Origin of the sequence: Natronoarchaeum philippinense (genome assembly GCF_900215575.1) — an archaeon.
GTDB lineage: Archaea > Halobacteriota > Halobacteria > Halobacteriales > Natronoarchaeaceae > Natronoarchaeum > Natronoarchaeum philippinense.
The window spans coordinates 45,297-66,360 of record NZ_OBEJ01000007.1 but is presented as its reverse complement, the minus strand read 5'-3'; the positions used below and the strand labels follow the sequence as shown (position 1 = coordinate 66,360).

At 67.5% G+C, this 21,064-nt stretch carries 20 protein-coding genes; 9 read left to right on the top strand and 11 right to left on the bottom strand.

From position 1 onward, the window contains the following. Nucleotides 1–9 precede the first annotated feature (9 nt). Nucleotides 10–2,580 carry a cation-translocating P-type ATPase gene (locus CRO01_RS15455; protein ID WP_097010069.1) on the bottom strand — a complete coding sequence of 857 codons (2,571 nt, stop codon included), beginning with the start codon at nucleotides 2,578–2,580 and terminating at the stop codon, nucleotides 10–12. Nucleotides 2,581–2,693: 113 nt separating this feature from the next. Between CRO01_RS15455 and CRO01_RS15450 the strand changes: the two genes are divergently transcribed. Further along, the gene (locus tag CRO01_RS15450; protein WP_097010068.1) at nucleotides 2,694–2,984 is read left to right on the top strand and encodes a DUF211 domain-containing protein; all 291 of its coding nucleotides are present in this window, start codon (nucleotides 2,694–2,696) and stop codon (nucleotides 2,982–2,984) included. Next, nucleotides 2,984–3,562 (top strand): VIT1/CCC1 transporter family protein, encoded by a 579-nt coding sequence (locus CRO01_RS15445; RefSeq protein ID WP_097010067.1) that lies wholly within the window; start codon nucleotides 2,984–2,986, stop codon nucleotides 3,560–3,562. The genes CRO01_RS15450 and CRO01_RS15445 overlap by 1 nt, the downstream gene beginning before the upstream one ends. Before the next feature lie 23 nt (nucleotides 3,563–3,585). On the opposite strand, the gene CRO01_RS15440 is transcribed toward CRO01_RS15445, so the two are convergent. Beyond that, complete coding sequence (locus CRO01_RS15440) at nucleotides 3,586–4,485, bottom strand: universal stress protein (protein ID WP_097010066.1); 900 nt, start codon at nucleotides 4,483–4,485, stop codon at nucleotides 3,586–3,588. A gap of 279 nt (nucleotides 4,486–4,764) precedes the next feature. Here CRO01_RS15440 and CRO01_RS15435 point away from each other — a divergent pair, with 279 nt between their 5' ends. After that, nucleotides 4,765–5,688: a sulfite exporter TauE/SafE family protein gene (locus CRO01_RS15435; RefSeq protein WP_097010065.1), complete on the top strand. Its 924-nt coding sequence runs from the start codon at nucleotides 4,765–4,767 to the stop codon at nucleotides 5,686–5,688. A gap of 44 nt (nucleotides 5,689–5,732) precedes the next feature. On the opposite strand, the gene CRO01_RS15430 is transcribed toward CRO01_RS15435, so the two are convergent. The 3 genes from CRO01_RS15430 to CRO01_RS15420 form a co-directional block, all read right to left on the bottom strand. Then, nucleotides 5,733–6,764: an NAD(P)/FAD-dependent oxidoreductase gene (locus CRO01_RS15430; protein WP_097010064.1), complete on the bottom strand. Its 1,032-nt coding sequence runs from the start codon at nucleotides 6,762–6,764 to the stop codon at nucleotides 5,733–5,735. Further along, complete coding sequence (gene trxA / locus CRO01_RS15425) at nucleotides 6,765–7,121, bottom strand: thioredoxin (RefSeq protein WP_097010063.1); 357 nt, start codon at nucleotides 7,119–7,121, stop codon at nucleotides 6,765–6,767. Nucleotides 7,122–7,316: 195 nt separating this feature from the next. Next, a complete protein-coding gene (locus CRO01_RS15420) occupies nucleotides 7,317–7,721 on the bottom strand; it encodes a helix-turn-helix domain-containing protein (RefSeq protein WP_097010062.1) in 405 nt (134 codons plus the stop codon). 143 nt (nucleotides 7,722–7,864) lie between these two features. Between CRO01_RS15420 and CRO01_RS15415 the strand changes: the two genes are divergently transcribed. Then, nucleotides 7,865–8,698, top strand: a complete 834-nt coding sequence (locus CRO01_RS15415) for a universal stress protein (RefSeq protein ID WP_097010080.1) — start codon at nucleotides 7,865–7,867, stop codon at nucleotides 8,696–8,698. Between the two features lie 66 nt (nucleotides 8,699–8,764). On the opposite strand, the gene CRO01_RS15410 is transcribed toward CRO01_RS15415, so the two are convergent. The 5 genes from CRO01_RS15410 to CRO01_RS15390 all read right to left on the bottom strand — a co-directional run bounded on the left by CRO01_RS15410 (nucleotide 8,765) and on the right by CRO01_RS15390 (nucleotide 14,020). Next, nucleotides 8,765–10,405 (bottom strand): globin-coupled sensor protein, encoded by a 1,641-nt coding sequence (locus CRO01_RS15410; RefSeq protein ID WP_097010061.1) that lies wholly within the window; start codon nucleotides 10,403–10,405, stop codon nucleotides 8,765–8,767. A 140-nt stretch (nucleotides 10,406–10,545) separates the two neighbouring features. Beyond that, nucleotides 10,546–11,727, bottom strand: a complete 1,182-nt coding sequence (locus CRO01_RS15405; RefSeq protein WP_097010060.1) for an inorganic phosphate transporter — start codon at nucleotides 11,725–11,727, stop codon at nucleotides 10,546–10,548. A gap of 21 nt (nucleotides 11,728–11,748) precedes the next feature. Further along, complete coding sequence (locus CRO01_RS15400; RefSeq protein WP_097010059.1) at nucleotides 11,749–12,210, bottom strand: DUF6691 family protein; 462 nt, start codon at nucleotides 12,208–12,210, stop codon at nucleotides 11,749–11,751. Further along, nucleotides 12,211–12,768, bottom strand: a complete 558-nt coding sequence (locus CRO01_RS15395; protein ID WP_097010058.1) for a YeeE/YedE family protein — start codon at nucleotides 12,766–12,768, stop codon at nucleotides 12,211–12,213. A gap of 4 nt (nucleotides 12,769–12,772) precedes the next feature. After that, nucleotides 12,773–14,020, bottom strand: a complete 1,248-nt coding sequence (locus tag CRO01_RS15390; protein WP_097010057.1) for an MBL fold metallo-hydrolase — start codon at nucleotides 14,018–14,020, stop codon at nucleotides 12,773–12,775. 270 nt (nucleotides 14,021–14,290) lie between these two features. On the opposite strand from CRO01_RS15390, the gene CRO01_RS15385 reads away from it, so the two are divergent. From CRO01_RS15385 to gdhB, 5 genes are all read left to right on the top strand, one after another. Next, on the top strand, nucleotides 14,291–14,536 hold the full coding sequence (locus CRO01_RS15385) for a sulfurtransferase TusA family protein (protein ID WP_097010056.1): 246 nt from the start codon (nucleotides 14,291–14,293) through the stop codon (nucleotides 14,534–14,536). Nucleotides 14,537–14,540: 4 nt separating this feature from the next. Next, nucleotides 14,541–15,119: a DsrE/DsrF/DrsH-like family protein gene (locus CRO01_RS15380; RefSeq protein WP_097010055.1), complete on the top strand. Its 579-nt coding sequence runs from the start codon at nucleotides 14,541–14,543 to the stop codon at nucleotides 15,117–15,119. A gap of 204 nt (nucleotides 15,120–15,323) precedes the next feature. Next, a complete protein-coding gene (locus CRO01_RS15375) occupies nucleotides 15,324–18,227 on the top strand; it encodes a bacterio-opsin activator domain-containing protein (RefSeq protein ID WP_097010079.1) in 2,904 nt (967 codons plus the stop codon). Nucleotides 18,228–18,336: 109 nt separating this feature from the next. Continuing rightward, nucleotides 18,337–18,480 carry a rubrerythrin-like domain-containing protein gene (locus tag CRO01_RS16390; protein ID WP_143824973.1) on the top strand — a complete coding sequence of 48 codons (144 nt, stop codon included), beginning with the start codon at nucleotides 18,337–18,339 and terminating at the stop codon, nucleotides 18,478–18,480. Nucleotide 18,481: 1 nt separating this feature from the next. Continuing rightward, a complete protein-coding gene (gdhB, locus tag CRO01_RS15370) occupies nucleotides 18,482–19,780 on the top strand; it encodes a glutamate dehydrogenase GdhB (RefSeq protein WP_097010054.1) in 1,299 nt (432 codons plus the stop codon). Here the strand turns inward: gdhB and CRO01_RS15365 are convergent, their stop codons facing one another. Then, nucleotides 19,781–20,899, bottom strand: a complete 1,119-nt coding sequence (locus CRO01_RS15365) for an aminotransferase class V-fold PLP-dependent enzyme (protein WP_097010053.1) — start codon at nucleotides 20,897–20,899, stop codon at nucleotides 19,781–19,783. Between the last annotated feature and the right edge of the window lie 165 nt (nucleotides 20,900–21,064).

Genomic DNA, 21,064 nt, shown 5'->3' with positions numbered 1-21,064 from the left:
CGGATCGTTTTACAGCCGCCGGACGCCGACGGCGACCAGCAGGTACGCCGGCAGCGCGACCGCGAGGACGCCGCCGAGGACGGCCCAGTCGCCGAGTCCGAGCGGAACGGTCCCGAAGTACTCGTTGAGCGGCGTGTACAGGACAGCGAGCTGTAACAGCAGCGACGTGCCGACCGCCGCGGCGAGCCAGCCGTTCGAGAGCGTCGGCGTCTCGCGGAGCCACCGGATCGCGTACAGTTTCCCGAACTCGATGCAGACGAAGCCGGTGAACACCATCGTCATGGCGTAGGGCGTCACCGACGCCGCGCCGTCGAGGACGGCGAACAACAGCCCGAGCATCAGCAGCGTCGAGACGGTGCCGGTGCCGCCGATCAGGCCGAGCATCTCCCGGTCGACGATGCCACGGTCGGGGTCCCGCGGCGAGCGCTCCATCACGTCGCCGCTCTTGGGGTCGGCGCCGAGCGCCAGCGCCGGCAGGCCGTCGGTGAGCAGGTTGATCCAGAGCAACTGGACCGCCGGGAGCACGAGATAGCCAAGCAGGGAGGCAAGAAACACGAGCGCGACCTCGGCGACGTTCGCGCTCAGCAGATAGCCGACGAACTTCCAGACGTTGTCGAAGATCGCCCGGCCGCGCTCGATCGCCCGCTCGATGGTCGTGTAGTCGTCGTCCAACAGGACCACGTCGCTGGCCTGCTTTGCCACGTCGGTTCCCCGGACGCCCATCGCCACGCCGATGTCGGCGTTTTTCAGGGCCGGCGCGTCGTTGACGCCGTCGCCCGTCATGGCGACGACGTGGCCGTTGTCCTGCAGCGCGCGCAGGATTCGGACCTTGTGGGCCGGCGAGGTGCGCGCGAACACGTCGACCGACTCGACGCGTTCCCGGAGTTCGGCGTCGTCGAGCGCGGCGACCTCGCGGCCTTCGAGGACGGACTCGCCCAGCCCGAGCGACCCGCCGATCGCGGCGGCGGTGCGGGCGTTGTCGCCGGTCACCATCTTCACATCGACGCCCGCTTGCGTCGTCGCGGCGACGGCGTCGGCGACCTCCTCGCGGGGCGGGTCGAGCATGCCGACCAGTCCGAGCAGCGTCAGCCCACCCTCGATGGCGTCCGGATCGGGAGCGACGGCGACCGCGAGCACGCGAAGCGCGTCGTCGCCGAACGACCGCACCTGCTCGCGGACGCGGGCGGCGCGCTCGTCGGTCAGTTCGACGGGCCCGTCGGCGGTCAGCACGCGCGCTGCCATCGGGACGACGACCTCCGGCGCGCCCTTGACGTAGGCCACGTCGCCGTGGACGGTGCCCATCCACTTGCGCTCCGAGGAGAAGGGGATCTCGTCGGTCCGAGGAGTGCGCTCGCGCACGCCACGGACATCGATGCCGTGCTCGACGGCGGCGTCGACGATGGCCTGCTCGGTCGGATCATCGCCCTCAGACGGTTCGTCGCCGTCCGCGGGCGTCGCGTCGTTGCACAGCGCACCGGCCCGCAGCAGACGCTCGATCCGGTCAGCGTGGGGGTGCGTTTCGGCGTCGTCGGCGTCGACGACGGCGTCGTTGACCCAGATGCGCCGGACGGTCATCTGACCGCGGGTGAGCGTCCCGGTCTTGTCGGTACAGACCACGTCGACCGATCCAAGCGCCTCGACGGCCGGCAGCCGACGGACGAGCGCGTTTTCGTCGGCCATGGCGCGGACGCCGAGCGCGAGCGTCAGCGTCACCACCGCCGGCAGCCCCTCCGGAACCGCGGCGACGGCCAGCGAGATCGCGGTCAGGGCCGCCTGAACCGGTCCCGTCCCCTCGACGAGCAACAGCGGGATCACCAGCGCGGCGAGGGCGACGACGCCGAGGCCGAGCGTCCGACCCAACGCATCGAGTTCGGCCTGCAGCGGGGTGTCGGTCTCGGCGGTCTCGGCGAGCGAGCGGGCGATGGCGCCGACCTCGGTGTCCATCCCGGTCGCGGTGATGACGGCGACGCCGGATCCCCGCGTGACGTTGGTTCCCTTGTACGCCATGGCGGTGCGCTCGGCCAGCGGCGTCTCCACGGGATCGGGGTCGGGATCCTTCGAGACGGGCGCGCTCTCGCCGGTCAGCGCCGCCTCGTCGACTTCCAGCGAACTGGTTTCGAGCAGCCGGGCGTCGGCCGGGACGACATCGCCGCCCGACAGTTCCACTACGTCGCCGACGACCAGTTTCGTCGCCTCAAGCTCGACCGAGCGGCCGTCGCGGCGCACCGTCGCCGTCGGCGCGGTGAGCTCTCGTAACGATTCGAGGCTCTCCTCGGCCCGGTAGTCCTGTACGAAGCCGAAGGCGCCGTTGGCGAGCACGATGCCGGCGATGAGGACGGCGTCGACGGCGTGGCCCGCCCACACTGACAGCGCGGCAGCGGCGACCAGCACCCAGATCAGCGCGCTGTCGAACTGGGCGACCGCGATGTCGACCCACGTTCGCTGACTGGAGCGTTCGACCTCGTTGGGGCCGTCGGCGTCGAGTCGGCGCCGTGCCTCGGCGTCCGCGAGGCCATCGTGGCGGCTGTCCACCGACGACAGGACGCCGTCGGCCGGCCGGCTGTGGGCGGAGTCGGGCACGCGTGAGGTGTCGAACGCCGAGCTATTGGTGGTTGGCCCCGCCCGTCGGTGCCGATAGTCGGCCCCAAGCGTCCCGCCGGGAACGTTTTGTTCCCGACCGACTACTCTAGCCTATGGCTCCGCTTCGACGCCTCGTCGTGGATGTTCTGAAGCCGCACAGTCCCCCGCTCGACGAGTTCGCCGGACACCTCGGCGAGGTCGAGAGCGTGGCGGCCGTGACCGCGACGCTGATCGAGTTGGACAAGGAGGTCCAGAACGTCGAGATCACCTTCGAGGGACAGGATCTCGACGCCGACACGATCGAAGCCGCCGTCGAGGAGTTCGGCGGGACCGTCCACTCGATCGACCAAGTCGCCTGTGGCGAGTACGTCGCCGAGGATCGTCGGACGGTCCGGGATCCGTAATGTCGTTCCAGCGGCGTCTCAGACAGGCGCTCGGCGACGAGGAGGTCCGGTCGATCGCGCGACGCTACTTCGTCTCGAACGGGTTCGACGGCACGCTCACCTGCATCGGCATCGTCGTCGGGGCGGTGCTCTCGGGGGTCACCGAGGGTGCGACGGTCGTCAAGATCGGGCTGGGCGCCGCGGTCGGGCTGGGAACGTCGGCGATCTGGAGCGTCTGGGAGATCGAACGCGCCGAGACGCGCGCCGAGATCCTGCGCATCGAGCGGGCGATGCTGACCGATCTGGACGACACACGGGTCCATCGCGACCAACAGAGCGCGCGGGTCGTCCACGCCGCGATGAGCGGTTTGGGACCGCTGATCGGTATTCTCATCCCGCTCGTGCCGTTCCTGTTCGTCGACGCCGGGCTGACGATCGTCACGGCGGCGCTGGTATCGATCGCGCTCGGCATCGCCATTCTGGGCACGTTCGGTGCGTACATGGGCTCGATCTCCGGGCAGCGGTGGTACGTCGCCGCGGGCCGGATGGCGCTGGCCGGGCTCGTCGTCGCCATCGTCAACGTGTTCTTGCCGGGGTGACGCCGGCGCTCGGGTCGGAACTATCAGGCGTCGGGCGAGCGGTCGCCCGCAGTCGTCGAGAGGACCGGCATCTCGGCCCGGCGGATCACCTTCGCGGCGGTGCTGCCGACGAGATGCCGCCCGATTCCGGAGCGCCCGGCAGTCCCCATCGCAATCAGGTCGATGTCTGCCTCGTCGGCGTACTCCACGACGGTCTGGGCGGGGAACCCTTCCCGGACCTCCGTCTCGGCGTCGAGGCCGGCCTCGTCGGCGCGCTCGGCGACCGCGTCCGTCGCTCGCTCGCCGGCGTCGCGTAGTTGATCGAGCAGCGTCGTCGGGGGCGTCAGGTCGGGCGAGGACGACGCGACGCCGACATCGACGACGTTGAGCGCGTGGATACGTGCGCCGCTGGCGCCGGCGAGAGCGACAGCGTGCTCGGCGGCCGCCAGCGCGTGTTCGCTGCCGTCCGTGGGAACGAGCACGTCGTCGTACCCGTCGTCGAGCCGGCTCCGATCGGTCGCCCGAACGGTGAACACCGGCACGTCGGCCCGTCGAACGACGCTCTCGGCGACGCTGCCGGCGACGTAGCGCCGGATTCCCGACCGACCGTGCGTGCCCATGGCGATCAGACCGACGCCGTTGTCCGCGGCGTACTCGAGGATCGAGTCGGCCGGCCGACCCCTGACGATCTCAGTGTGAACGTCCGCCGAGCCGTCGAGAGCGTCGACGGTCGACTCGACGAGCTCTCGACCGTTCGCGTCGAGACGCTCGACGAACTCGGGTTCGAGTCCGCCGGCGTCGAACGGTCCGGCCGCCGCCTGCAGATCGACTACGGAAACGATGTGCAGCGTCGCGTCGAACGCCGACGCGAGCGACTCGGCGTGTGCCGCCGCCCGGCGGGCGTGCTCGCTGCCGTCGGTCGGGACGAGGATTCGATCGTACATTGGCCTTCACGTCGGTGTTTGGGCGCCCAGTGAGATAATTCTCGGTACAACTTCCCACGGGGTGAAAGCGGTGTGGCCGAGAATGTTGCCGGCTCCTGTGACATCCGAAAATCGGCAGCGACGGACGCGACACCGGTCAGCAGCACCGATACTGTCGATTCAGCGTGTTCTCGACGACCGGAATGGCCGTGGCTCTCGCCGTGAGAGTGTGACGGATACGTGCGGGGTTCTAGAAGGTGATACGTACGCGGTCAGCGCCGTACTGACCAGTGACGATCCATGAGTGCGCCAGAGTCTACCGTCGATATCGAACAGTTCGTCTCGAACGTCCGGCAGTTCCAGTACCGCGAGGTGATGATGGTCGCCGCGAGTCTGGCCGTCATCGCCGGCTCGGTCGTCTTCTTCCCGGGGATGGACAACCTCGGCAAGGGCGTCCAGTCCGACGTGTCGCTGGGGCTGCTCGGGCTGTTCGTCGGCGTGGCGATCCTCGCCGGGGTCGTCAAGGGAATGGTCGGCTTCGGCTACGCGCTGATCACGACGCCGATCTTCGCGTCGGTGATCGACCCGACGTTCGCCGTCGTCGTGCTTGCGATCCCGCCGTGGATGCTGAACATGTTCCAGATCGGCGAGACCGACACCGGTCTCACGTTCGTCCGCGAGGAGTGGCCGCTGCTGGCGCTGTCGGCCATCGGCACCGTCGTCGGCGTCTTCGCGCTCGCCAGATTAAACACCGGCCCGATCGTGCCGTTCCTCATCGGGCTGGTTATCTTCGGCTACGTCGTCTTTCAGCTCGTACAGGACTTCGTCGCCGTCGAGGAGACCCACAACCCGCTCGCGCTCGGCGTCGCCGGGCTGTTGGAGGGGTTCTTGCTCGCGGTCGCCAACCTCGGTCCGCTGCTGCCGGCGTACTTCCACACGTTCGAGCGCGACACCGAGCGATACATCGGCGGGCTCTCGATGGTGCTGGGAACGATCTTCACCATCCGCATCGTGCAGATGGCGCTGTTTACCGACCTGCTGACGACCTACCGGCTCTGGCTCGGCTCGGTGATCGCGGTCGTCACGATCGTCGGCCTGCTGCTCGGTACCTACCTTCGCCGACTGGAGTTCGACGAGCGCAAATTCAACTGGTTCGTCGTCGCGCTACTCTTTGTCATCTCGCTCAACATCTTCCGGAACACGATCCCGGCGCTGTTCCTCTGAGTCGGAAAAAAGGATTTCAGCATTCCGAAGAGATATCGAGGATCTCAGGGTTCGGGCGAGGCGGGCATCGGCGTCGCCGCGACGGCGTCGTCGGCTTCGAGCCACTCTTCGGCGTCTAACGCGGCCATGCTTCCCGTGCCGGCGGCGGTGACGGCCTGCTGGTACTCGGTGTCCATCACGTCGCCGGCGGCGAAGACGCCGTCGACGCCGGTCTCGGTCGTCGCCCACTGTTCGTCGGCGGGCGCGGGCACCACGTACCCCTCGCCGTCGAGGTCGACGGCCGTCTCGCGGAGGAAGCCGGTGTTTGGCTCGTGGCCGATGGCGTAGAACACGCCGCCGACATCGACTTCCTCGACGGTCACGTCCTCGCCGGCCGCGTGCTTCTCTCGGGGGTAGCCATCGGGGTGGGAGACGAGCGTCGCGCCGGTGACGCCCTCGTCTTGGGAGCCCTGCAGTTCGACGAGTTCGGTGTTCCACGCGAACTCGATGTCCTCGTGCTCGCGGGCGCGGTCGGCCATGATCTCGGAGGCCCGAAGCTCCTCGCGCCGGTGGACGACCGTCACCGAGTCGGCGAACTTGGCGAGGAAGGTCGCCTCTTCCATCGCGGAGTCGCCGCCGCCGACGACCAGCACGTCGTCGCCGCGGTGGAACGCCCCGTCGCAGGTAGCACACGTCGAGAGGCCGTAGCCCATCAGTTCGTCCTCGCCATCCGCGCCGACCCAGCGCGCGCTGGCGCCGGTGGCGACGATCAACGCGCGCGTTCGGATCGTCTCGCCGGTCGACAGGGAGAGTCGCTTGGGCTGGTTGCCGAGGTCGGCCGCCTCGATGCTGCCGTGGCGGAACTCGGCGCCGAAGCGCTCGGCCTGCTCTTTGCCGTTCTGGATCAGCTCCATCCCGCCGACGCCCTCGGGAAAGCCGAGGTAGTTCTCGACATCGGTCGTCAGCGTCAGCTGGCCGCCGGGCTCGTCGCCCTCCAGTACGAGGGGATCGAGATCGGCGCGGGCGGCATAGATCGCGGCCGACAGCCCGGCGACGCCCGAGCCGGCGATCACGAGGTCGCGCACGTCACCGGCCATCTATTCGGAGTGGCGCTCGATCAGGCCACGCAGTTGCTCCTCGGGCTTGACGCCGACGACCTGCTCGACCTGCTCGCCGTCGGCAAACAGCACGAGCGTCGGGACGCCGCGGACGCCGTAGGCGCCGGCGAGTTGCTGGTTGGCGTCGACGTCGACCTTCGCCACGGCGGCGTCGGTGTCGGACGCGATCGACTCGACGACCGGTTCGAGCATCTGGCAGGGGCCACACCAGTCGGCGTAGAAGTCGACCAGCACGACGTCGTTGTCGGAGACGACGGCGTCGAGATCGGACTGGCCGTCGACGTGCAGCGGTTCGTCGAGCGCGGCGTCGGAGTTGGATGCGGTGTCTACTGTCATCACCACATCGTATGTGCCATCGGTAGTTAAGAGTTTTGGACCAACCATACAATACCGTTAGCCACTGTCTGGGTGGAGCAAATCGAGGAGGCAGCGTAGCGTCGATGCGAGTCACCGGGCTGTCTCAGCGGTTGACCTCAATCGCGCAACGAGAGGAGAAAGAAACGAGGGGCGACAGCACGCAGCGACGCGAGCCTAGCCGTCCAGCGAAGGTGCAGTCGGGGCGTCGCGGTCGTACTTCGATTCGAACTCTTGGATGAGTTGCCCCATTTTAGCGTACCAGTCGTTGAGCAGCCGCTGCATGTCGGCGGCGATCCGTTCGGGATCAGTGGGCTCGTAGACGTGGTAGTAGCCGCCCTGTTCGTAGTTGACCTGTTCTTTCTGGAGGAACCCGGCCTGCAGGAGCCGTTGGACCGAGCGGTACGCCGTCGAACGCTCGCGGCCGACCGCGTCGGCGAGTTCGTCGATAGTGAGCGCCTCGTCGGCCTCGACGAGCGCCTGAAAGCACTCCCGGTCGAGTTGCTTGAGGCCGTGGAAGCATTCGAGCAGCCCCTCACAGACCATATCCTGCTGGAGTTGCTCTGACATCGCGTCTGGCATGGGCGGTAGTTCGTCCTCCAGCGGCAAAAGACTTGTGTACAGAAGACACAATTCCGCGCAACCAACGGGGCGAGATCGGATAGCGGTCAGCCGTCAGACAGCCCATGCCAACAGTAGTATGGATGGCCTACGTCGTCCCCAGTATGAGAGCGATCTACGCGACCGATCTTTCGGCGGCCAGCGAAGCGGCCATTCACAACGAGACGTGTCTGGAGTGTCTCGACAGGGTCGGGGTCGAGACGATCCATCTCGTGACGGTCGTCCCCTCGAACGTCCACGCCGGGATGCCGGGGATGGACCTCCAGCAGCGACGCCAGCAGGGACTCGACCGGTACCGCGCCGTGATGGAGTCGGCCGGGTTCGAGGTCGAGACCCACGTCGTCCGGGGGACGCCCCACCGCCGCATCAACGGCATCGCCGGGACCGTTCGGGCCGACATGACGATCATCGGCTCGCGGGGCCAGAGCCCCCTCGAAAATCGCGTGATCGGTTCGACTGCGCGGAATCTCGCGCGCACGACCGTCGTCCCGCTGCTGGTCAACCGCGTCGAGCGCGCTACCGACGAGCCCGAAATTCGCCACGAACACCTGTTCCAGCGGATCCTCTACGCGACGGACTTCTCGGAGAACGCCGAGCGCGCGTTCGACGCGTTCTCGTATCTCCGCCACGCGACCGAGGAGGCGACGCTCGTCCACGTCGAGTCGCCGAAAGATCCCAGCGACGACGCCGAAGCGCAACTCGAAACACTCGCCGGCCGGCTCGACGACTGGGACATCGACACCAGCATCGAACTGCGGTACGGCGACGCCGCCGACGAGATTCTGGCCGTCGAGGACGAGGTCGAACCCGCGACGACCCTGCTCGGCTCGCGGGGACGGAGTCGGCTGCGACGGCTGATGCTCGGCAGCGTCTCCGAAGAAGTCGTTGCGCGGGCGTCCGGGAACGTGTATCTCGTTCCGCCCCCGCGGACGGCCTGAGCCCGGCCTCGGGAGACCATTTTGTGGCAAACGGGCATGGATCGCCCGATGCCGAGAAATGCCGTGCTAGGGTTCGGGGCGTCGCCCGCCCGGTGTCTCGGTGTCCTCGGCGGTATCGGTGAGCCGATCGACCGAACCGGCGACTTCGCCTAGGGCGGCGGTCTGTTCTTCGGCCGCCGCGGCGAGCGACTCCGTCTCACCGGCGACGCGGTCGGCGGCGTCGGCGAGTTCGTCCATCTGGGACGAGATGGTCTCGGCGCTGCGGGCCTGTCTGTCGGTTACCCGCTCGATCTCCGCCATGCCGTCGGCGGTCTCCTCGGCGGCGTCGTGGACGGTTTCGAGCCGCTCGCCCAGCGATTCGACCCGCGCGGAACTCTCGTCGAGTTCGGTCGCGGCGTCGTCGACGGCCTCCGAGACCTCGCGGGCGATCGCTCGGAGCTCCTTGACGGTCTCCGGGAGTTCCTCGAGTTGGTCGCTCGTGTCGTCCGCGAACGAGCGGACTTCCTCGCCGAGGATCTCGAGCGCGTCGCTCGACGCGTCGCCCCGCGTCGCCTCGACCGTGGCGTTGGTTGCGAGCAGCTTGGTCTGTCTCGTCACCTCATCGATCGTCTCGACGACGTCGTCGATGCGGTCGGCCTGTTCTTCGAGCCGGTCAGTGGCCTGGACTGCAACTTGGATCGCCTCCCGGAGGTCGTCCATCGCCGCCGCCGTCTCCTCGGCTTCGTCGAGCCCTGCGCTGGAGACCTCCTCAGTTCGTTCCCCGACCGCTCGGACCTCGCCCGCGGTGCCGGCGATCTCCTCGACGGTCGCACTCAGCTCCTCGATCTCCGCTGCGGCTGCGTGGACACCGTTGGACTGGTCGGTCGCCAGCCCGTGGATCGTCTCTGCGCTCCCCGCCACGTCGCCCGCGGCGTCGTGGAGGTCCCCGAGAGGCTCCCGAACGTCGGTTTCGACGTCGCTGGCGAGGCGCTTTCGACGCTGGATCTCGCGTTCGAGGCGGTTGCTGTAGGAGTCGACATAGGTGTCACACGCGACCTGCACGTCGAGGTTGATGATCCGCAACAGCGCCAGCAGGTCGGCGATGCCGTCGTGAATCGACTCCCGGACAGTCGTCTCGAAGGCGTCGTCGAGGTCACCGGGGTCGTCCCCGTCGTCGCCGAGAGCGCTCAACATGCCGCCGAAGAGTCGCTCAGAGCGCTCGGACTCGGCACGTTCGACCGCCCAGTCCTCGATCGCTTCGACGACCTGATTCTGGATTCGTTCGTCGAGGCGGTCGAACAGCAGATCGTAGTAGACGCCGTACTGCCCGATGTACTGTTTGAGCGGCATGTCCAGTATCTCGTGGAGCTTGCCGATCCGCGCCCGATTCCGGAAGTACGCCTCGTCGTAGTCGCCGGTCGCCAGAGTCACCAGATAGGCCTGCTGTGTCATCTTGAGCTGCTCGATCGACTTCGGCGAGCGCCCGATGACCGCGGTCGTCTGGTCGTACTGCGTGAGATTCTCGTAGAACCGTTCTGCGATCTCCTCTCTGTGTTCGCGGAGAAAGGTCTCCATCGACGCGAGACGCCGCTCGTCCTCGGCGTCGAAACCGATGAACTCCTTTCGCCACTCGATCTCGTTCTCGTCGAGGCCGATATCGGCGGTCAACTGCTCGGCGTCGAGGTTCGCGTTCAGTTCGCCACGACCGAACACCTGCTTGGGATTCATATCCTCCAGATGGACTGCACCGCTTCAAAATCTCTGAGGGCATTCTATCCGAGCGGGAACGGGCAGTCAATTTAAATGAAACGACGAAGATGTTCGGCTCGATCGCCAACGATCGACCGGGCCAGCGATGGCTGTTCCGGTCAGCCGATCGGCAACAACAGAACCGACCCGTAGCCGACGACCAGCGCGAGGACGAGCGAGCCCGCCCACGCGCCGACCGTCACGAGAATTTTGCGCGAGCCCACTGAGCTACCGCCGCCGACGGCGGCGCCGCTGCCGATGATCGCGCTGACGACGATCTCGTTGAACGAGACGGGAACGCCCAGCAGGACCGCGGTCTGAGCGATGAGAAACGACGGGACGAGCGCGGAGATCGAGCGTCGGGGGCCGAGCGACGAGTAGTCCTGTGCGAGCGACTTGATCATCCGCGGCGCGCCGGTCCACGAGCCGACGAGGATGCCGAGACCACCACCGGTGAGCACGGCGATCGCCGGAACGGCGCTGACCTCATCGAGCAGCGGGAGCAGGGGACCGACGGCGAGCCCGACCTGACTCCCGCCAGCCGAAAAGGCGACGAGCGACCCGAGCGCCAGCAGAACATGTCTGAGCCCGGCCGCCTCGTCGCGGCGAACGTCCCACGCGACGGCGCCGCCGATCGCGGCCGCCGCGACCAGCGAGACGACGGCAAGCACCGGCCAGCCGCCGACGCCGAGGCTCCGCTGGACGAGGCCAGCAACCGACCCGGCCGTCCCGTTCGGGCCCAAAAGCGCGAACTCGACGTTCACCAGAACGGCGCCGACGATCCCAGCCAACAGCGGGATGCTGTACCGTTCTGGAACGTCCTCGCGTGGGAGCACGCTTGCGATGCCGTAGGCGATTCCACCGCCGACAAACGGCGTCAGCACCCAGACCGCACCGACTTGCAGGTACTTCGGCCAGACCGGCGTCCCCCCGAGCGCGAGACCGACGCCGACGACCGAGCCGGTCACGGTAAAGGCCGTGGCGATCGGGTAGCCCGTTGCGATGCCGATCGCCATGAGGCCGGCGCCGATCAGCAAGACGACGATGACGCCCGTCGCCGGGAGACTGATGCCGCCGACGAGGCCGCGCCCGACTGCTTCGGAGACGTTCGCACCCTGCGTGATCGCGCCGGCGAGCCCGAAGATGCCGACGATAAACGCCGCACGCATCGTCGGGATGGCGTTGGCGCCGACCGCCGGAGCGAACGGCGTCGCGCCACTGGAGCCCGCGCCGATCACCCACGCCATAAACAGGCTGGCGAGCGCTGCGACGACGAAGAGAGCAGCAGTAGCTAGATCCATCGGTACGAAAGCGAAAAGCGGTCAGTCGGCGCGCGCCGCCGCGGCGCCCGCGTCGGCGTCGTGGCTGCGCCAGTATCCCTGGATGTACGCGCCGAGGAACATCCCGGCAAGCGCCCAGAGGATCGTGATGTTGCCGACGCCGAGGCTGGCGTAGGCCGCACCGGGACAGATGCCCGAGAGACCCCAGCCGACGCCGAAGATCCCGCCGCCGATCAGGACGTTCTTGTCGAACGACTTGAGTCGGCGCTCGTAGATGTCGCCCGTCAGCGGCGCGGTGTCGCGGAGCCGGGGCATCACCACGAAGGCGATCCCGGTGACGATCGCCGCGCCGAACATGACGAAGGGCAGCCCGAGGTCGTCGAACTGCAGGAAGTTCAACACGACCTCCGGCCGCGCCATGTGGCTGAAGCCGAGTCCGAACCCGAAGATCAGGCCGCCGACGAGGATCAGCGGCATGAACAGGGGATGGCGATTCTTACTCATCTACGGGCTCACCCCCAAGGCTGCGACGATCTGACCGGTCACGATGGCGACGGTCAGGAACGTCGCCACGCCGACGAGCGAGGTCTTCGACGCTGAACCGACGCCACAGACCCCGTGGCCGGACGTACAGCCCTTGCCGATCCGGGTGCCGATCCCGACGAGGATGCCGCCGAGGAACAGCCGCCACGGCTGGACCGAGGTCGACCAGAAGGTCATGCCCGCGAACTCGTAGAGCTCGCCGGTCGAGCCGGGCTCGTACAGCGAGGTCGAGATCACGCCGGACTGGACCGTCGCCGCGAACGCCAGCGCGCCGAGGATGATCCCGAGGGTGAACACGATCCGCCAGTCGCGCGAGCCGACGTACTGCTGGAACCGCGACTGGTCCGAGACGTACGACAGCGTCGACTCTAAGAACGTGCTCGCTCCCGCGGGGATGCCGGTCCCGACGTAGATCACGACCGCGCCGAGCCCGACGAGCAGCCCGCCGACGGCGTAGCGGCTGATCCCGTTGGGGAACAGCTCGGCGGCCAGCTGGAGCGGTACCGGATCAACGACCATCTATTCAGTCACCGGCCAGCGAGTCTTGGCTGGCAGCGCAGTTGTTCGGGCCGAGTTCGAGGCTGAACGCCTCCTCGTCGTCGACCGATTCCTGTCCCAGATTCGTGGCGATGATCTCCTCGTAGTTGGCCGGCCGGGGCGGCATGTCCGAGAGGATCAGCTCGACGAACTCGTCTTCGTCCATCGTCAGGGCGTCCATCTCCTCGACGAGTTGGCCGATCGGGGCGGTGTAGGTGCCGTCTTCGGCGGGCTCTGCGGCGTCGCTGAAGTGCGCGCCGCCGATCAGCACGTCGTCGTCGAGCGTCAGGATCCGCTCCTGCAGGGATTCGTACAGCATGCGCGCGGCGTCGGGCGCGCCGTCGTCGCCCTCTTCGAGGTCGGGTCGGGCGACCGATTCGATGAACAGCCCGTCGCCAGTGGCCAGCAGGCTGTCGCCGAGCAGGTAGGAGGTCATGCCCGTCGTGTGGCCGGGCGTGTAGACGGCCTCGATTTCGGCGTCGCCGACCGCGAAGGTGTCGCCGTCGGCTGCAGTGGTCAGCTCGTCGGCGTAGGTGATGCCGCGGTCGACCGCGGCCTCGGGGATGACGCCTTCGACGCCCTCGTCGTCGAGATCGCGCACACCGTCACTTCGCTCCGCTCGTGACGAGCCCGAGAACTCTGCGAGTTCTCGGACCCCCGAGATGTGGTCCGCGTGGACGTGCGTGTCGATGGCGTACTGCAGGTCGACGCCCAGTTCGTCGGCGTCGTCGAGGTAGCGGTCGGTGAACGCGCGCAGGGGATCGACGATGGCGGCCTCGCCGTCGTCGTACAGCAGGTAGCCCAGACAGCCCGAGGAGGGACGCTGGTACTGCAGGAGCGTCCCGGGACCGTCGTAGCGCTCGACTTCGACGGCCTCGTAGATGCTGGCCCAACCGTTCATCCCGTCTTCGAGGTGGTTGACCTCGTAGCCGCGCTCGGCGAGCGTGCCCGCGACGTACTCGCTGGCGCCGCCCTTTGCACACAGGACGGTGACTTCGCGGTCCTCGGGAACCTGTTCGAGAACGTCCTCGTCGACGTCGTCCTCGAGGAAGTGGAAGTACGGCACGTTGATCGACTCGACGTTGTCGCCGTCGATGTGCCACTCGTCGTAGTCAGACGCCATGCGAGCGTCCAACAGCGTGATCTCCTCGCCGGAATCGATGCGGTCTTTCAGCGTGTCCGGAGCGATCGTTTCGACCTCGACATCCGGGGTGGGGAAGTCGTCAGCGTTCATATCGTACACCCCCACCTACAGGGTAGATACACAAAAGAGTTTTCATAGAAATTCACTTACTGCACAATATAGCAGGCCGAGAGATAGCGGGCAACGATGTCAAGATCCGGCTTAGATCATTATACGCGTGCTTCGCGTGCAAATAGACTCTTTTGGGCGATGGAATCGAGGGGTCGAATGTGCAGAGACTCTACAAGAACCAACATTCTTTTAACCACGGATCCTATATTGTGCGTTAGCTCCAATACAGACCAACGGAGCGAACTACCCATGAGTGAAACATTCGACATCACGGAGACGCTCGACGTGAAAGGACAGAGCTGCCCGATGCCGGTCGTCAAGACGAAAGGCGCCATCGACGACCTCGCGGCCGATGAGGTCCTCGAAGTGGTCGCGACCGACTCCGGCAGCATGAGCGACATCGAGGGCTGGGCCGACGGAACCGACGGCGTCGAACTGCTCGATCAGGAGGAGGGCGACGGCGTGTACAAGCACTACGTGCGCAAGACGGAGTGAACCGATGAGCACGGACACATCCAGTGGGTCGGTCGACGACGCCCCCTCACGCGCCGAGCTCGCCGCCCGCGTCGACGAGCTCGAAGAACAGCTCTCGGAAGCCACGAGCGACAGCGGCGACGACAGCAAGAAGATGTCGATCATCGCCACGAAAGGGACGCTCGACATGGCGTACCCGCCGCTGATCCTCGCCAGCACCGCCGCCGCCTTCGGCTACGAGGTGACGGTGTTCCACACGTTCTGGGGACTGGACATCCTTCACGAGGAGAACTCGAAGAACCTCAAGCTGAGTTCGGTCGGCAACCCGAACATGCCGGTGCCGAACGTCGTCGGCGCGCTCCCCGGCATGGACCGAGTGACGACCTCGATGATGGAAAAGAAGATCGAGGACAACGAGACCGCGACGATCGAGGAACTCATCGAGACCTCGCTCGACATGGGCGTGGAGTTCCAAGCTTGCCAGATGACCATCGAGCTGATGGACTACGACGAGGATAACTTCTACGACGGCGTCACCACCGGCGTCGGCGCCGCGACGGCCATTCAGGACATGGCCGAAGCCGACATCCAGCTCCTCGTGTGAGCGCCCGAGACACTTCTTCGTAACACCCGCGACGCCATCGACCCCGACGAGCGCGTGTTCGTTCGCTCGTCCGACACCAGCATTTACCACCGAGGGGTTTGATAGTGAACCATCTATGCGATCGAGACGCACGCAGCGCCAGCACCGCCGGGGACGGTGCAGCGGCCGGACCGAGGAGCGGCGTCGACCGGCGGCGAGGCGACGATGACCGCCGCGACGCCGACGGACGAACCGATGCGGCTCGTGGTCGTCGGGACGACCGCGTGGGTCGAACCGGCGGCTGCTGCGCTCTCAGCACGCGAGTCGACGACCGTCGAGCGCGTCGAGACGGCCGCCGCGGCGCTCGATGCCGTCCGCGGCGGGACGGTCGACTGCCTGCTCGCCGAGCACGCGCTCGACGGGACGACCGGGATCGAACTGCTCGAAACGGTCCGTGCCGAGACCGAGACGCTCCCCGTCGTGATCGCAACGGCGTCGGGGAGCGAAGCTATCGCCAGCGACGCCGTCGCAGCCGGCGCTGCGGACTATGTGCCGCTCGACGCCCCGGACGAAGCGGCGGCCGACGGCGCTGGCGAGACGGCCATCGACGATCTCGCGGCGCGGACCGAACGCGCCGTTCGCTCGGCCCGGAAGACTGCGACGCGCCGCGAGCGGGCCCGGCAGTTCGACGCCGTGTTCGACGACGAGCGGACCGCGACGTGGGTGCTCGACGAGACGGGCGCGCTCGTCCGTGCGAACCGGCGCGCTCACGAGTTGCTCGACGACGGCGTTGACGCCGCCGCTGGCGAGCCGTTCTGGACGCTGCCGTGGTGGTCCGAATCGGCGGCCCTCAGAACGGACATCCGGCGAATCGTCGAGACGGCGCTGGCGGGGTCGTTCGGGAACGCGGTCGTCTCTCAGCCGACCGATGGCGCCAATCCGCGGGTGATCGACCTGTCTGTCCGCCCCGTCGAGGACGAGCGCGGCGACCTCGCCTCGATCGTCGTCGAGGGCGTCGACATCAGCGAGCGCGTCGGGCTGGAACGGGAACTGCGTCGCTCCGAAGAGCTCCACCGCGTCACGCTCAACAACATGACCGACACCGTCCTCATCACCGACGAGGACGGCGAGTACACGTACGTCTGTCCGAACGTGCACTTCATCTTCGGCTACACCGCCGAGGAGATCCGCGAGCGTGGGACGATCGACGACCTGCTCGGCGAGGACTTATTCGACCGCGAGGAACTCGCCGCCGAGGGCGTGCTCAAGAACATCGAGTGCACCGCGACCGACAAGGCCGGGCGCGAGCACACCCTACTGGTCAACGTCCGGGAGGTCTCGATACAGGGCGGGCGACTCCTCTATAGCTGTCGGGACGTGACAAAGCGCAAGCGCCGCGAGGACGCGCTGGCGACGCTCCAAGAGACCGCCCGCGAGTTTCTCTACGCCGGCACCCACCAAGAGATCGCCGAGCACGTCGTCGACAGCACGCCGGGCGTGCTCGGCGTCGACGCGAGCGCGGTCTACCTGTTCGACGCCGACGCCAACGACCTCCAGCCGGCGGCGCACTCGCCGGCGATGGCAGAGCTGAACGGCCCGCTCCCGACGGTCCACGCTGACGGCGCCGCGCTGCCGAGCTACAGCTTCGTCGAGGACGAACCGCTGTTCTTCGACAACGTCCACGGGGACGACCGGCTCGAAAATCGGGCGACGGAGCTCCGAAGCACGGCGTACATCCCGCTTGGGGATCACGGCGTATTCGTCGCCGGATCGAGCGCCGTCGGCGCGTTCGGACAGGTGGACCGGGAGCTCGCGGACCTGCTCGCCGCGACGGCGGAGGCCGCACTCGACCGGGTCGACCGGGAGTCGCGGCTCCGCGAACAGGACCGACGACTTCAACAACAGAACGAGCGCTTATCGGAACTCAACCGGGTCAACGAGACGATCCGCGAGATCGATCACGCGCTCGTGCAAGCGGAGACGCGCGAGGAGATCGACCACACCGTCTGCGAGTTGCTCACCGGCGACGACCGCTTTGCGTTCGCGTGGATCGGCGCGGTCGACCGATCGACCGGGACGATCGAGCCACGGGCGTGGGCGGGCGACGGGCAGGGGTATCTCGACAGCCAGTCATTCGAACTGACCGACGGCGGCGCCGAGCCGGCGGTCCGCACCGCGGCGACCGGCGAGGCGACGCTGATCTCGAACGTCGCCGACGGCCTCCGCGAAGAGCCGTGGCGTAAGGACGCGCTCGTCCGGGACTACCTCTCTGCGCTGAGCATCCCGCTGCGGTACAACGAGATCACCCACGGCGTCCTGACGGTGTACGCCGAGAGCCGCGACGCCTTCGACGAGACCGCCCGCGCCGTGCTGGTCGAACTCGGCGAGACGATCGCCTCGGCGCTCAGCGCCATCGAGCGCAAAAACGCCCTGCTGACGACCGCGATGACCCGCGTCGAGTTCGAAGTCGACGACGACGCTTTCGTTCTCTCACGACTCGCGCGCGACGCCGAGTGCACGCTATCCTATCACGGCGGCGTCCGCCAGACTGCGGAGGGAAGCCACGTGTTCGTCACCGTCGACGACGCCGCTGTCGAGGCTGTCGAGCGGGCCGCCGCCGACCTGCTCGCAGTCGAAGACGTGCGGTCGCTGGGCGCCGACGGCGAGAGCGGCGTCCTCCGGCTGGGGCTCGCGGAGCCGTTTCTCGCGCTGGAACTGGCCGACCACGGCGCGGTCGTCCGGGAGGTGACGGCCGAGCCCGACGGGACGACGCTGATCGTCGACGTGCCGGAAAGCATCGACGTTCGGACGGTCACAGGGATCGTCGAGGGCTCGTTCGCCGATGTCGAACTGCGCGCCAAGCAGTCGATCGACCGGTCGTCGGAAGGAACGCTGTCGGCGCGATTCCTCGACGAGCTGACCGACCGACAGCTGGAGGTCGTCCAGACGGCCTACTACAGCGGCTACTTCGAGTCCCCGCGAGACAGCACCGGCGAGGACGTGGCGGCGGCGCTCGACATCTCGCCGCCCGCGTTCTATCAGCACGTTCGAACCGCCCAGCGCAAGCTCTTTGCCACGCTGTTCGCGGAGGGACACCTCTCGATGGCCGCCGGTGCGGAGGTTCAATAACGAACCATGAAGAACCAAGAGGGTTTGATGGCCAACCACTGATTATTCCCTTATACAATTAGTATTCCCTTGCAGAGCGCCACGGCGAGGTCGGCGCTCGTGACTACCCATGAAAGACGTCAAAGTCGACCCTAACGAGGAGAGCCCGTACGAATGCTTCCAGTGCGGCACGATCGTTCACTCGGCGGCCAACCCGGACCAGTGTCCGGAATGTGGCGGCGAGATGCGCAATCGACAGGTGCCACTGGAGTAGCGTGACTCCCAACGTTGGCGCCGCCCACGAGGAGCCGGCGGCATCGTCGGCGTCGTCCGAGCCGGAGTCTGCGGTCGAGACGGCACGGAAGCAACTCGAACGCGCGGCCACTCATCTCGATGTCGACCCGAACGTCGTCGAGCGGCTCGAACATCCGGCGACAGTCTACGAGGTCACGGTGCCGATCGAGCGCGACGACGGCTCGGTCGAGGTCTTTACCGGCTACCGCGCCCAACACGACAGCGTCCGCGGGCCGTTCAAAGGCGGCCTGCGATACCATCCCGAGGTGACCCGCGACGAGTGCGTCGGCCTCGGGATGTGGATGACGTGGAAGTGCGCGGTGATGGACCTGCCCTTCGGCGGCGCGAAAGGCGGCGTCGCCGTCGATCCGAAGTCGCTCAGCGACGACGAGAAAGAGCGACTCACCCGCCGGTTCGCAGAGGAGATCCGCGACGCCATCGGCCCGACCGTCGACATCCCGGCGCCCGACATGGGGACCGATCCCCAGACGATGGCGTGGCTGATGGACGCCTACTCGATGCAACAGGGCGAGACGGTCCCCGGCGTCGTGACGGGGAAGCCACCGGTCGTCGGCGGGAGCGAGGGACGACAGGAAGCGCCGGGCCGGAGCGTGGCGATCGTCACCGAACTGGTCTGTGAGCACTACGACCGCCCGCTCGACGACACGACGGTCGCGGTACAGGGGTACGGCAGCGTCGGCGCGAACGCCGCCCGCCTGCTCGACGAGTGGGGCGCCACCGTCGTCGCGGTGAGCGACGTGAACGGCGCGATGTACGACCCGCGCGGCATCGACACCGCGGCGGTGCCGTCCCACGACGAGGAGCCCGAAGCCGTCACCGAGTACGCCGAGACGGTGATCGACAACGAGGAACTGCTCACGCTCGACGTGGACGTACTGATCCCTGCGGCACTTGGCAACGTCATCACCGAGGCGAACGCCGACGCCGTCGCGGCGGACATCGTCGTCGAGGGGGCGAACGGTCCGACGACCTCGGCCGCCGACGCGATTCTGGCCGACCGAGGCGTCCACGTCGTTCCCGACATTCTCGCCAACGCCGGCGGCGTCACCGTGAGCTACTTCGAGTGGCTACAGGATATCAACCGGCGCTCGTGGTCGCTCGAACGGGTCAACGACGAACTGGAGACGGAGATGCGCGCGGCGTGGCGCGCGGTCCGAGACGAGTACGAAGCTCGGGACGTTACCTGGCGCGAGGCGGCGTACGTGGTCGCGCTCTCGCGGATCGCGGAGGCCCACGAGATCCGCGGGCTCTGGCCCTGATCAGTCCCACTCGGGGGCCAGCGCGTCGAGCAGCCGATCGACGTCGTCGGCGGTGTTGACCGCGTGAACCGACGCGCGGATCGCGTTCGGATGGGGCAGCGCCCGAACGACGATGCCCTCTTTTGCGAGTCGATCGACGGTCGCGCCCGGATCGTCGACGTCGATCGTCACGAGTCCCGACTCCGGCGTCGCCGGGCTTCGCAGGCGCTCCTCGGGGACGCCGTCGGCGAGCCGGCCGGCCAACTCCTGAATGCGCTCTGTGATCCGGTCGACGCCGACCTCGTCGATCGCGTCGATCGCCTCGCCGAGCGCGACGTGGGGGGCGGGGTTGGCCGACCCGACCTCGAACCGGCGAGCGCCCGGCGCGAACTCGTAGGGGTCGGCCGTCGGCGTCTCGACGCTCCGGTAGCCGACCGTTCGCGGGGCAAGCGTCTCAGCCACGTCGCGGTCGACGTAGAGGAAGCCGCCGCCCCAGAGTCCGAGCAGCCACTTGTGGCCCGCCGCCGCGACCGCGTCGGCGCCCCACGCGCCGACGTCCATCGGCATCTGGCCGGGCACCTGCACGGCGTCGACCAGCGCGAGCGCGCCGGCGTCGTGGGCGATGTCGACGAGTTCGGAGACCGGGAGCTGCGTGCCGTGGGTCCACGTCACAGCGCTGAAACACGCAAGCGTCGCGCCCTCGACCGCCTCGGCGAAGTCGTCGGGATCGACGCGTCCGTCCTCGGTCTCGACGACGCGAACCTCGACGCCCTCCCGTTCGAGCCGTTGCCACGGGAGCGTTCCGGCGGGATGTTCGAGGTCGGTTCGGACGACCGCGTCGCCGGACGCCCAGTCGATCGCGTTGGCGACGGCGTTGATGCCCGCGGTTGTGCTCTCGGTCAGGGCGATCTCGTCGGCCTCGGCGCCGACGAAGTCGGCGACGCGCTCGCGGGTTCGGTCGAACGCGTCGAAGGCGGCGTCGTAGGGGTCGTCTCGGACCGGCGCATCGAACTCGTGCGAGCGGACGAACTCGTCGGCGGCGTCGACGACGTACCGCGGGCTGGGTCCGTGTGCGCCGAAGTTCAGATAGACGCCGTCGCGGAGCGCCGGCGTGTCGGCGCGAAGTTCGGTCGGGTTCATGGTCAGTCCCCAGAGCAGGCGGCCAGATCCCGAAGCGTTCGCACGTCCCGTGCGTCGCGGAGTCTCGGTGTCATTATCGGCGAATACGCTCCGGTTAGCTAATAATCTTGGGATTACTGTACAATATTCATCCACGGCAGTGAGCCCCAGAAAGCGTGTGAAACG